The 11337-nt window shown below is 70.6% G+C and carries 12 protein-coding genes; 7 read left to right on the top strand and 5 right to left on the bottom strand.

Features of this window, described 5'->3' with window-relative positions; all coding sequences use genetic code 11:
* The 4 genes from rpsD to AC32QD_RS16155 form a co-directional block, all read left to right on the top strand.
* Nucleotides 1-597: 30S ribosomal protein S4 (gene rpsD / locus AC32QD_RS16170; RefSeq protein ID WP_492011540.1), on the top strand; the 597-nt coding region annotated here is incomplete at its 5' end.
* Nucleotides 598-792: 195 nt separating this feature from the next.
* Nucleotides 793-1116, top strand: coding sequence for a 2Fe-2S iron-sulfur cluster-binding protein (locus AC32QD_RS16165; RefSeq protein WP_492011539.1), 324 nt, complete (start codon nucleotides 793-795; stop codon nucleotides 1114-1116).
* On the top strand, nucleotides 1113-1895 hold the full coding sequence (locus AC32QD_RS16160) for a gamma-glutamyl-gamma-aminobutyrate hydrolase family protein (protein ID WP_492011538.1): 783 nt from the start codon (nucleotides 1113-1115) through the stop codon (nucleotides 1893-1895). Before AC32QD_RS16165 ends, AC32QD_RS16160 begins: the two co-directional genes overlap by 4 nt.
* A 59-nt stretch (nucleotides 1896-1954) precedes the next feature.
* Nucleotides 1955-3013, top strand: a complete 1059-nt coding sequence (locus AC32QD_RS16155; RefSeq protein ID WP_492011537.1) for an NAD(P)/FAD-dependent oxidoreductase — start codon at nucleotides 1955-1957, stop codon at nucleotides 3011-3013.
* 172 nt (nucleotides 3014-3185) lie between these two features.
* Here the strand turns inward: AC32QD_RS16155 and AC32QD_RS16150 are convergent, their stop codons facing one another.
* Entirely contained in the window at nucleotides 3186-5333 is a 2148-nt protein-coding gene (locus tag AC32QD_RS16150) for a DUF294 nucleotidyltransferase-like domain-containing protein (RefSeq protein ID WP_492011536.1), read from the bottom strand.
* Nucleotides 5330-5950 carry an esterase gene (locus AC32QD_RS16145; protein WP_492011535.1) on the bottom strand — a complete coding sequence of 207 codons (621 nt, stop codon included), beginning with the start codon at nucleotides 5948-5950 and terminating at the stop codon, nucleotides 5330-5332. Before AC32QD_RS16145 ends, AC32QD_RS16150 begins: the two co-directional genes overlap by 4 nt.
* Before the next feature lie 236 nt (nucleotides 5951-6186).
* On the opposite strand from AC32QD_RS16145, the gene AC32QD_RS16140 reads away from it, so the two are divergent.
* The 3 genes from AC32QD_RS16140 (at nucleotide 6187) to AC32QD_RS16130 (ending at nucleotide 8807) form a co-directional block, all read left to right on the top strand.
* Nucleotides 6187-6453: a DUF4212 domain-containing protein gene (locus AC32QD_RS16140; RefSeq protein WP_492011534.1), complete on the top strand. Its 267-nt coding sequence runs from the start codon at nucleotides 6187-6189 to the stop codon at nucleotides 6451-6453.
* A gap of 10 nt (nucleotides 6454-6463) precedes the next feature.
* The gene (locus AC32QD_RS16135; RefSeq protein ID WP_492011533.1) at nucleotides 6464-8323 is read left to right on the top strand and encodes a sodium:solute symporter family protein; all 1860 of its coding nucleotides are present in this window, start codon (nucleotides 6464-6466) and stop codon (nucleotides 8321-8323) included.
* A gap of 67 nt (nucleotides 8324-8390) precedes the next feature.
* On the top strand, nucleotides 8391-8807 hold the full coding sequence (locus tag AC32QD_RS16130; RefSeq protein WP_492011532.1) for a hypothetical protein: 417 nt from the start codon (nucleotides 8391-8393) through the stop codon (nucleotides 8805-8807).
* Nucleotides 8808-8904: 97 nt separating this feature from the next.
* Here the strand turns inward: AC32QD_RS16130 and AC32QD_RS16125 are convergent, their stop codons facing one another.
* From AC32QD_RS16125 to argJ, 3 genes are all read right to left on the bottom strand, one after another.
* Nucleotides 8905-9387 (bottom strand): response regulator, encoded by a 483-nt coding sequence (locus AC32QD_RS16125; RefSeq protein ID WP_492011531.1) that lies wholly within the window; start codon nucleotides 9385-9387, stop codon nucleotides 8905-8907.
* A gap of 155 nt (nucleotides 9388-9542) precedes the next feature.
* Nucleotides 9543-9941, bottom strand: coding sequence for a (deoxy)nucleoside triphosphate pyrophosphohydrolase (locus AC32QD_RS16120; RefSeq protein ID WP_492011530.1), 399 nt, complete (start codon nucleotides 9939-9941; stop codon nucleotides 9543-9545).
* Nucleotides 9938-11320 (bottom strand): bifunctional glutamate N-acetyltransferase/amino-acid acetyltransferase ArgJ, encoded by a 1383-nt coding sequence (gene argJ, locus AC32QD_RS16115; RefSeq protein WP_492011529.1) that lies wholly within the window; start codon nucleotides 11318-11320, stop codon nucleotides 9938-9940. Before argJ ends, AC32QD_RS16120 begins: the two co-directional genes overlap by 4 nt.
* Nucleotides 11321-11337 lie beyond the last annotated feature (17 nt).

Genomic DNA, 11337 nt, shown 5'->3' with positions numbered 1-11337 from the left:
TACAAGATCGACCGCCGCATGGGCGAGAACATCTGGGGCCGCCCGAAGAGCCCGGTGAACCGGCGCGAATACGGCCCCGGCGAGCACGGCCAGCGCCGCCGCGGCAAGCTTTCGGACTTCGGCGTGCAGCTCAAGGCCAAGCAGAAGCTGAAGGGCTATTACGGCGACCTGACGGAAAAGCAGTTCCGCCGCATCTATGCCGACGCCATGCGCACCCGCGGCGACACATCGGAGATGCTGATCGGGCTTCTGGAGCGCCGGCTCGACGCGGTGGTCTACCGCGCCAAGTTCGTGCCCACCGTCTTTGCCGCGCGCCAGTTCGTCAATCACGGCCATGTCGAGGTGAACGGCAAGCGCGTCACCATCCCGAGCTACCGCGTCAAGGAGGGCGACGTGGTGATGGTCTCGGAGAAGGGCAAGAACATGGCACTGGTGCTCGAGGCCGTGCAGTCGCCCGAGCGCGACGTGCCGGACTATATCGAGGTCGATCACCGCAAGATGACCGCCACCTTCCTGCGCCAGCCGGCGCTGGGCGACGTGCCCTATGCCGTGCAGATGGAGCCGCACCTGGTGGTCGAGTACTACGCGCACCACTGAGGCTGGGGCGAACGGGTTGGGCGGCCGGGCCATCGGGTCCGGCCGTTTTCGTTGCATGCCCGGTCATTGTGGTGGCAGCCGGTGTCCCCGCGCTGCCGGCCCCGCGCGCGGTGCCGATTCGCGCTGCCTCTGGCGAATGGGGCAAAGGCGCGCTAGATAGCGCCCGGGACCCGTCGAGCGAGAGGGACGAGCCGCATGCCGAAGATCACCTATATCGAGCACAACGGCACCGAGCACACTGTCGACGTACCGGTGGGCCTGACGGTGATGGAAGGTGCCGTGCAGAACAACATCCCCGGCATCGAGGCCGACTGCGGCGGCGCCTGCGCCTGCTCGACCTGCCATGTATATGTCGATCCCGGCTGGGTGAACAAGCTGAACCCGCCCGAGGAGATGGAGCTCGACATGCTCGACTTCGCCTACGAGCCGAATCCCGAGCGCTCGCGGCTGACCTGCCAGATCAAGGTGACCGAGGCGCTCGACGGTCTGGTGGTGCAGATGCCGGAGAAGCAGATTTGACCCGCGCGCCTGGCCGTCCGGTGGTCGGCGTCACCGCCTTCCTGCACCGGATCGAGGATACCTTCGACGCCCAGATCTGCGGCAACCGCACGCCGGAGGCGGTAGCCGAGGTGTCGGGCTGCCTGCCGCTGATCCTGCCGGGGCTGCCGCAGACCTCGACGACCGCCGAGCTGCTGGAGGTTCTGGACGGGCTGGTGCTGACCGGCGCGTGGCCGAACGTGCATCCCAGCCATTACGGCCACGACGAGACCGAGGGGCACGGGCCGTTCGACCTGGGCCGCGACGCGGTGATCCTGCCGCTGATCCGGGCCATGATCGACGCGGGCAAGCCGGTCTTCGGCATCTGCCGCGGCATCCAGGAGATGAACGTGGCCTATGGCGGCACGCTCTACCCCGAGGTCGGCGAGCTGCCCGGGCGCATGCGGCACCGCATGCCCAAGGGCGAGAAGGACCCGGAGGTGATCTTCGCCAAGCGCCACGAGGTCAGCTTTCGCGAGGGCGGCGCCTTCCACCGGCTGATCGGCCAGACGGCGGCGGTGACCAACTCGCTGCACGGCCAGGCGGTCCGGGAGGCGGGGCCACGCGTCGTCGTCGAGGGCTGGGCCGCGGACGGCACCATCGAGGCGATCTCGATCAGCGGCGCGCGGTCCTTCGCGCTGGGGGTGCAGTGGCATGCCGAGTACGACGCGGCCGCCGACCCGCTGAGCCGGGCGTTGTTCACCGGCTTCGGCGAGGCGGCGCGCGTCGCGGCCGGGCTCGAGCAGGCCGGGGCGGCCTGAGACAATCCGCCCCAGCGCGCGGACGGGATTTCACGAGGAACAGCAGCTAGATCGGCGCGATGACCCAAGAAAGCAGCAGCAACGCGCATACCACCGACGTGTGCATCATCGGGGCCGGCCCGGTCGGCCTCTTCGCCGTGTTCGAGCTCGGCCTGCTCGACATGAAGTGCCACCTGATCGACATCCTCGACCGGCCCGGCGGCCAGTGCGCCGAGCTCTATCCGGAGAAGCCGATCTACGACATCCCGGCGATGCCGGTGGTCACCGGGCAGGAGCTGACCGAGCGGCTGATGGAGCAGATCAGCCCGTTCAAGGCCCAGTTCCATTTCAGCCAGATGGCCGTGAGCCTGGAGCGGCGCGGGCCGTCGGAGGCGCTGCCGCACGGCGGCTGGCGGGTGGTCACCGACGCCGAGGTGCAGATCGACTGCAAGGTGGTGGTGATCGCCGCCGGCGGCGGCAGCTTCGTGCCGAAGAAGCCGGCGCTCGAGGGGCTGGAGCGGTTCGAGAACCGCAGCGTGTTCTACTCGGTGCGCGAGATGGCGCGGTTCAAGGACAAGGACATTTTGGTTGCGGGGGGCGGCGACTCGGCGCTCGACTGGGTGCTGAATCTGGCGCCGATGGCGCGCTCGATGGCGCTGATCCACCACCGCGACGGCTTCCGCGCCGCGCCCGACAGCGTCAACAAGATGCGCGCCCTGGTCGAGGCCGGCAAGGTGGACCTGCACACCGCCAAGATGAGGGCGCTGAAGGGCACGGGCGGCGCGCTCGAGGCGGTGGTGGCGCAGTCGGCCGACAAGGGCGAGTACGAGATCCCGTGCAACGTGCTCCTGCCGTTCTACGGGCTGACCATGAAGCTGGGCCCCGTGGGCGAGTTCGGCTATGAGGTCGTGGACAACCTGATCGTGGTCGACACCGAGAAGTTCCAGACCTCGACGCCCGGCGTCTTCGCCATCGGCGATATCAACTCCTATCCCGGCAAGCTGAAGCTGATCCTGTGCGGCTTCCACGAGGCGGCGCTTATGGCGCAGGAAGCCTTCCACATCTGCTTTCCCGAGAAGAAGCTGCGCTTCCAGTACACCACGTCCTCGTCCAGCCTGCAGCAGAAGCTGGGGGTGTGACGCGGCCCGGGTCCCGGCCCCCGGGCCGGGACCTCGCCCAGCGGGCCCGAGGCCCCGGATCAGGTCCGGGGCCAAGTGCCGGGCCAAGTGCGGGGTCAGATGCGGGGCGGGTGCGTGGCCAGATGTGGGGTCAGATGCGGGGCCAGGTGCTGAACCAGGTGGCGCGGCGCCGCTAGGGCAGCACGCCGCGCACCATCTCGGCCATCAGGTCGATCTGTTCGAGCGCGGCCTTGGGCACCTTGCGCTGGTCGCGGCCGAGCGCCGCGGTGTCCACGGTGTTGGTGGGCGGGACGCCGGCGCGGATGTCGGCGATCTGCTGGCTCAGGATCAGCCGCAGGACCAGGCCGTGGATGTCCATCAGCCGCCGTGCGTCCTCGGTGGCGGTGCCGGATCTTTCCACGGCCGCGAGGAGTCGCGCGGGCGTCGAGGTCTCGGCCACGCCGTGCGCCAGCGCCATCGCCCGCGCGCCCGAGACCAGCGGCAGCAGTGCGCCGGTCTTGAGGTCGGTGCGCCCCTGCTCGTCCTTGCGGAAGCCGCCGAACAGGCCGATCCCGGCGCCGTGCTGGGCCAAGGTCTCGGCGAGGGAGCGGATCAGCACCGGCGCGCCGGCCGCGCGCTCGAGCGCGTGCTCGCGCAGCCGCGCCGCCAGCGCCGGGTCGCCGAGGGTCGGCGCGAAGTCGAAGAAGATGTCGACGTTGAGGAGGTTTCGCGGCTCGGGCGCCGCGGCCCAGCGATCGACCTGCGCGAGCCATTCGGAAAGCGTGCGCCGCCAGGGGCGGTTCCGCGCCATCACGCCGCCCTTGCACAGCGGGATGCCCGCCTCGTCGAGGATGCGGGCGAGATGCCCGCCCCACAGCGTGAACCAGTCCTCGGCGGCGTCGAGGTCGCCGGCGTAGCCGTCGGCCACGATCACGGCATTGTCCTGGTCGGGGGCGAGCAGGCTTTCGCCGCGGCCGCCGGAGCCGAGCACCAGCAGGCAGTAGGGCGCGGGGGCGGCGCCGTGGCCCTCGGCCTCCATCAGCGCCTCGGCCAGCTCGGCGGCCCGTGCGGTCATGGCGCGGAACTCGGCCGAGATGATGGCGGTGACCTCGCGTGCGTCGAGCCCGTCCGCGAGCAGCGCGTGCGCCAGGCCGGGCAGCTCGGCCAGCACCGAGGCCAGCTCGGGCACATCCTCGGCCGTCGCGATCCGGTCGCCGACCGAGAGCGTGGTCAGCGCCCGCTGGCGCAAAAGCGAGCGCAGCGTGAACACGCCCGTCACCGCGCCGTCGGCGCCGGTCACCGCCAGGTAGCGCAGCGCCCGGCGGGCCATCAGCCCGAGCGCGCGGTAGAGGAAGGTGTCCTCGGGCAGGGCGATCACCGGGCGGCTCATCACCGCCGAGACCGGCATCCCGGCGGCCTTCGGCCCGTGAGCGGCGAAGGCGTAGAGCAGGTCGCGCTCGGTGACAAAGCCGCCGCCGCCACGCTCCAGCGGCTCGACCACGAGGCAGCCGATGCCGTGCGCGCGCACGATGTCGGCGGCCTCGAACAGCGTGGCGTCGGGGGCCACCGTGATCGGCGGCGTGCCCATCACGTCGGCGAGGCGGTGGCGGTAGAGGAAGCCGTCGATCGCGGTTTGCACGCTGGGAAGCGCGCTCTCGGCCGCGAAGTCGGGCCGCTCGCCCGGCCGGGCGTGCCAGCCGGCCTGCTCCTGCTGCGCGATCAGCGCCCCGGCGCGGGCCTGGAAGGCCTCGGCCTCGGCCAGGCTGCGCACGCCATGGCCGCGCAGCGTCTCGAGCATGGCGGCGAACAGCCGCCCGGTGGCAAGCGCGTCGCCGAGCGCGGTATGGCGCCCGGTCAGCGCCACGCCGTACCGCATCGCCAGCCCCTCGAGCGAGGCGTCGACATGCTGCGGCATCGCCGCCGCGGCGATCAGGGCGATGTCGAGCGCCCTCGGCTCGTGCCAGGCGACCCCGTGCCGCGCTGCCTCGTGGCGCAGCACTGCCAGGTCGAACTTGATGCTGTGGCCGATCACCACCGCATCGCCGGCGAACTCGGCCAGCCGGGCCAGGGCCTCCCCCGCGTGTGGCGCGCCGGCGACGTCGGCGTCGGCGATGCCGTGGATGCGCGTGGACTCGGCGGGGATCGGCACGCCGGGGTTGACGCGGATGTCGAGCGCCTTCGCCTCGTGCATGGCCGCGCCGCGCATGCGCACAGCGCCGATCGAGACCACCCGGTCGCGGCGCACGTCGAGCCCCGTCGTCTCGGTGTCGAGCACCACGGTCTCGAGCGCCAGGAGCGGCGTTGCCGGATCGGCGCGCGCGGGGCGGGCGGCCTGCGTCACGGCACGAAATCCGCCGCAGCCCCGGCGGCAGCGGCCAGGGCCGGCCAGTCGGTGCGGCGCCTCAGCTCGGTGACGTGGTCGATGAAGCGGAACGTCACGTTGTTGGTAACCATCTCGCGGTCGACCTCGCGGATCGTCTCGTCGACGGGGGCGTAGTCGACGATGACCGCGGCGCTGGCCGCGGCGATGTCCTCGATGCGGCACGGCGGACCGGCAAGCTGGCGGCGCAGGCGCTCGTCGAACCGGTCGATGCGGTCGCACCAGCCGGTTGCCGCCCGGTGCGGCGGCAGCGGCTGGCTGGCCAGCACCTCGCGATAGAGCCGGTGCCAGAAGGCCGGCGCGGGGGCGCCGTGGGGGCGCATGTCTCCCTCGGCGATCAGCGTCAGGTCGCCGGCCGCGGCGGCGAAGCCTTCCCACTTGCAGCGGTCCAGCGCCTCGGCAAAGCGCGGCTCCTCCATCAGGCGCGGCGCCACCATGCCCGAGCGGGCGCGGATGTAGGAATAGCTCGCCCCCTGGGCCAGATAGGCGGCGCCGGCGGAGACCGCGGCGACGAGATCGGGGACGGCAGCGATCCGGCCCCGACGCCTGCCGATGGTCAGCGCCCTGAGGAAATGCATCGGCCGACTCCCGGCTGTGCCGGTCCCCGGCACCCGCCTGTCGATTGTTGACTCCGCGCGCGGCTGCACGGATTATTCGATGCACTGCACCAAGAATACAAGAGACGGGGGGCAGCAGCCGGGGGGCCAGCACCGAAAAGCCAGCACGAGCGGAACCGCGCCGGGCGCGGTATCACCGCATGCGCGTGCCGCGGGTCGGGTCCTCCGTCGGGAAAAAAGGCGCAGGGGGATCGGTCATGCCCAAGCAGATCACGCCGGAGGCAGCGGCGGCACACTGGGCCAGGACACGAAGGCTGATGTGGACCTGCCTGACCATCTGGGCGATCTTCGCCTTCGTCATCCACTTCTTCGTCGGCGTGCTGGACACGGTCACCTTCCTCGGCTTCCCGCTGGGCTTCTACATGGCCGCGCAGGGATCGCTGATCGTCTTCGTCGTGCTGATCTTCTGGTACGCCGCGCGCCAGAACGCCATCGACGAGGAATTCGGCATGGCCGAGGACTGAGGGCGGCCAGATGGCAACGCAACAGGACCCCTTCGTCGCCAATCTCGGCCGCATCTACACGGTCTATGTCGGCGGCTTCGCCGGCTTCGTCGTGCTCATGGCGCTGCTCGAGTATCTCGGGGTGCCCTACCACTACATCCTGTGGAGCTACATGGCGATGACCATCGCGGTCTACGCCTTCATCGGGGTCATCGCGCGCACCAGCATGGTCTCGGAATACTACGTCGCGGGGCGCAAGGTGCCGGCGGTCTACAACGGCATGGCGACGGGGGCCGACTGGATGTCGGGCGCGAGCTTCCTCGGGCTGGCCGGCACGCTCTACGTGCTGGGCTATGACGGGCTGGCCTTCGTGCTCGGCTGGACCGGCGGCTACGTGCTGGTCGCGGTGCTGCTGGCGCCCTATTTGCGCAAGTTCGGCGCCTATACCATCCCCGACTTCCTGGGCACGCGCTATGGCGGTAACCTGCCGCGGCTTCTGGGCATCCTCGTGCTGTTCTGCTGCTCGTTCACCTATCTGACGGCGCAGATCTATGCCTCGGGCATCATCGCCTCGCAGTTCCTCGGCATCGACTTCAACTACGCGGTGTTCGCGGGGCTGGCCGGTATCCTGGTGTGCTCGATGCTGGGCGGCATGCGGGCGGTGACCTGGACCCAGGTGGCGCAGTACATCATCCTGATCGTCGCCTATCTGGTGCCGGCGGTCTGGATGTCGACCGCGGTCACCGGCGTGCCGGTGCCGCAGCTGATGTACGGCACGGTGCTCGGCGACATCTCGTCGATGGAGCACCAGTTCATCGCCGCCGGCGAGGCGATCAAGCCGCATGTGCAGGCGTTCACGAACTACTCGCCGCGCGACTTCTTTTTCCTGATCTTCTGCATGATGGTCGGCACCGCCTCGCTGCCGCACATCCTGATGCGGTTCTTCACCACGCCGACCGTGCGCGAGGCGCGCAAGTCCGTGGGCTGGTCGCTGTTCTTCATCTTCCTGCTCTACGTCACGGCGCCGGCCTATGCCGCCTTCGCCAAGTACAACGTGATGCACCTGTTCACCGCGGGCGGTGGCGTCACGCTGGCCTTCGATCACATTCCCGGCTGGATGTTCCGCTGGGGCTCGATCGAGGGGAACTCCCTGGTGCAGATCTGCGGCGCCAAGGCGGTCTCGCTCGAGGCGGTGCGCGCGGCCTGCGAGGCCAAGGGCTTCACCGGCGGGTTCCCGTTCAGCCAGCTCAGGCTGAACAACGACATGATCGTGCTCTCGACGCCCGAGATCGCGGGCATGCCGTGGTTCGTGGTCGGGCTGGTCGGGGCAGGCGGCTTCGCCGCGGCGCTGTCGACGGCGGACGGGCTTCTGCTCGCCATCGCCAACGCGCTTAGCCACGACATCTACTACCGGATGATCGACCCCAGGGCGGACAGCAGGCACCGGCTGATGGTCGCGAAGGTCATCCTGCTGGTGGTGGCGGTGCTGGCGGCGCTGTTGGCGCGGACCAAGCCCTCGGACATCCTGTCGATGGTGGCCTGGGCCTTCTCGATCGCCGGCGCCGGCCTGTTCGCGCCGCTGGTGCTGGGGATCTGGGACGCCAGGGCCAACAGGGCGGGGGCCGTGTGCGGCATCATCGCCGGCTTCGGGCTGACCATGGTCTATGTGATCGGCAACGTCTACGGCTTCGACCTGACCAAGGGAACCGGCGACGAGTTCAACTGGTTCGGCGTGTCGTCGGTCTCGGCCGGCATCTTCGGGATCCCGGCGGCCTTCGTCGTGATGTGGGTGGTCTCGCGCATCACCGAGGCGCCGAGCCCGGAGATGCAGGATATGATCCACCGCCTGAGGGTGCCGCGCGGCGCCCAGGTGATGATCCAGGAACACTGAGTCTAGCGTCGCGGCACCGGCGCGGGGCCCGCGGGCTGCGCTCTGTGCCTGAGGGAGGTGGGGCCGGATGGACCGTCTCAGCTTTCGCGCCGTCCTGATCCTCGTGGGCGCCTTCCTGCTGTGCTTTGGCGTGTTCCGGTGGCTGGGCGTCCCGGTGGCCGGGGGCGGTCCGCGGCCGACCTCGACGGTCCTCGCCAGCCTCGCGGCGGGCAGCTATTCGCTGACCGCGCTGGCGGCGCTCGTGTTCTCGCGCGGGGTGCTGGGCCTGTTCGTCGATTTCTCGCGGCCGGTCGCCTTTTTCCGGGCGATGGCGGGCCTCACCGACCCGTTCCTGGCGTTGTTCGGCCCGCTCACCCCGGGCTTCCTGCACGAGGCGATGCAGCCCTTCTTTGCCGCCTTCTGCCTCTACTTCGTGAAGTTCTTCATCTTCGGGGGCTTCGGCTTGGCGCCGCCCTGGCTGTTGCTCCTGCTGGTGCTGGGGTGAGCCTGGCGCACCCCGGCGCGCCCCGGGGGCCGAGGGCCGGCAAGCGGCGGTGCCCGATCCCCGGGATCGAGCGGGTCGCACCGGTGGCGGTCTGGCGCTAGGGCCGGCCCTCGCTGGCTGAGGGGGGCTCGGGCAGCAGCCGCTGCAAGAGGTCGTAGAACTCGGAGATGACGACGGGCTTGGACAGGTAGGCGTCCATCCCCGCCTCGCGCGTGAGCTGCTGGTTCGCGCCACGGGCATAGGCCGTCACCGCCAGGATCGGCACGCGTCCCGCCGCACAAGGCAGCCCGCGGATGCGCCGCGCCGCGGCGATGCCGCCCATCCCCGGCATCTGCAGGTCCATGACGATCAGGTCCGCCGGTTCGGCCGTGTGCCGTTCCAGCAGCGCATCGCCGTCGGAGACGGCCTCGACCGTCGCGCCGGCACGCTCGAGGATCGCATGCAGCAGCACCTTGTTGGTCTCCACGTCCTCTGCGACAAGGACGCGCCGGCCGCCCAGGCGGGGAATCCCCCCCGGGACCGAATTGTCGCACACGCGGGCCTCGCTGCCCGCGGGGAGGGGGTTATCGCGTGTCGACATGCTTCCTCGCCTGTTGCCGGCGCGCCCGTGTTTTTGCTGCGCGCCCGTGTTTTTGCTGCGCGCCCGTGTTTTTGCATGCCATTGCAGCCGGCTGCGCGCCTATACCCCTTGGCGTTCGCGGTCCGCATGTCAAGCGCGCAGGCCGCTTGCAAGGCTCAAAGCCAGTCCCGCAGGACGGCGACCAGCGGCCGGTCGGCCGCAGGCATCGGGTAGCCGCCAAGCTCGCGCGGCCGCACCCAGGCGGTGCGCTGCCCCTCGCGCGGCGAGACCATCCCCTCCCACTTGCGGCAGGCGTAGAGCGGCATCAGCAGGTGGAACTCGTCATAGGCGTGGCTGGCGAAGCTCAGCGGCGCCAGGCAGCTCTCCCAGGTGCCGATTCCGAGTTCCTCGTGCAATTCGCGGATCACGCAGGCTTCCGGGGTCTCGCCGGGCTCGATCTTGCCGCCGGGAAACTCCCACAACCCCGCCATTTGTCGGCCCTCGGGTCGCTCGGCCAAGAGCACGCGGCCGTCCGGATCGATCAGCGCGACAGCGGCGACCAGCACCAGCCTCACGAGCGGTAGTCCGCGTTGATGTCGATGTAGCGATGCGTCAGGTCGCAGGTCCACACGGTCGCCCGGCCGCTGCCGACGCCGACGTCCACCGTGATCTCCAGCTCACGCCGCTTCATGTAGGCGGCACCCTGCTCTTCGGCATAGCCGGGTGCGACCCGGCCTTCCTCGGCCACGACGATGTCGCCGAAGCGGATCGCCAGGCGGTCGCGGTCGGCGGCCTCGCCGGCCTTGCCGACCGCCATGACGATGCGGCCCCAGTTCGGGTCCTCGCCGGCGATGGCGGTCTTGACCAGCGGCGAGTTGGCCACCGACAGGCCGATGCGCCGCGCCGCGGCATCCGTCTCGGCGCCGGTGACGGTGATCTCGACCAGTTTCGAGGCGCCCTCGCCGTCCTTGACCACCTGGATCGCGAGGTCGCGCAGCACCTCGCCCAGCGCGGCGCGCAAGGCCGGATAGCGCGGGTCCTGCCTGCCGGCGATCGGCGCCATCGCCGCCCGGCCGGTGGCGCCGAGCAGCAGCGTGTCCGAGGTCGAGGTGTCGCTGTCCACCGTGACGGCGTTGAAGCTCTCGTCGGTCAGGGCGGCGAGCGTCTCCTGCAGCAGCCGCTGGTCGATGGCGGCGTCGGTGAAGACGAAGCAGAGCATGGTCGCCATGTCCGGCGCGATCATGCCCGAGCCCTTGGCGAAGCCGGCGATGCTGACGGGCACGCCGTCGAGCTCGACGCGGGCCCCGGCGCCCTTGGGGAAGGTGTCGGTGGTCATGATGGCGCGCGCCGCCGCCTCGATCTTCTCCGCCGCCAGTCCGGCGGCAAGCTCGGCCAGCTTGGCGGTGATGCGCTCGGCCGGCAGCGGCTCGCCGATCACGCCCGTCGAGGCCATGAAGATGTGCCCGGGCGGCACGTCCAGGGCCTCGCCCGCCTGCTTCGCCACTACCTCGACCGCGGCGCGGCCATGCCGGCCGGTAAACGCGTTGGCATTGCCCGAGTTGACCACGATGGCGAGCGGTTCCGTCGCTGCCTGGCCGGACAGTGCGGCCAGCCGTTCCTCGCACCACAGGACCGGGGCCGAGCGGGTACGCGAGCGCGTGAAGGTCCCCGCGATCGACGCGCCCGCGGCAAGCTCGGCCAGCATGACGTCGTCGCGGTCGCGATAGCGCACCCCGGCGGCGGCGCTGGCGAAGCGCGCGCCGGCGACGACGGGCAGGGACGGGAAGGCCGCCGGCGCGAAAGGCGAGACTGGGCCCGCCTTCTTCGCCGGCCGTGCCCCGAGGGCGGCGAGGTCCGCCTCGAGCCCGGCGACCTCGGCCTCGAGCGCGGCCAGATCCGCGCGCCGTCTGGCCAGCGTCGCGGCCAGTTTCGCCGTATCGTCGGTCTTGGCCATGTCCCGCCCCCCCGGAT

It is taken from the genome of Thermohalobaculum sp. (assembly GCF_058622915.1).
Note: the sequence above shows the minus strand (reverse complement) of the source record. Positions and strands in the feature narration are given on the sequence as shown.

Coding starts and splice junctions, on each gene's coding strand:
- AC32QD_RS16130 (WP_492011532.1), top strand. CDS start 8,391: ATGGACCGTCTCAGCTTTCGCGCCGTCCTGATCCTCGTGGGCGCCTTC.
- AC32QD_RS16145 (WP_492011535.1), bottom strand. CDS start 5,950: ATGCATTTCCTCAGGGCGCTGACCATCGGCAGGCGTCGGGGCCGGATC.
- AC32QD_RS16135 (WP_492011533.1), top strand. CDS start 6,464: ATGGCAACGCAACAGGACCCCTTCGTCGCCAATCTCGGCCGCATCTAC.
- AC32QD_RS16140 (WP_492011534.1), top strand. CDS start 6,187: ATGCCCAAGCAGATCACGCCGGAGGCAGCGGCGGCACACTGGGCCAGG.
- AC32QD_RS16125 (WP_492011531.1), bottom strand. CDS start 9,387: ATGTCGACACGCGATAACCCCCTCCCCGCGGGCAGCGAGGCCCGCGTG.
- AC32QD_RS16155 (WP_492011537.1), top strand. CDS start 1,955: ATGACCCAAGAAAGCAGCAGCAACGCGCATACCACCGACGTGTGCATC.
- argJ (WP_492011529.1), bottom strand. CDS start 11,320: ATGGCCAAGACCGACGATACGGCGAAACTGGCCGCGACGCTGGCCAGA.
- AC32QD_RS16165 (WP_492011539.1), top strand. CDS start 793: ATGCCGAAGATCACCTATATCGAGCACAACGGCACCGAGCACACTGTC.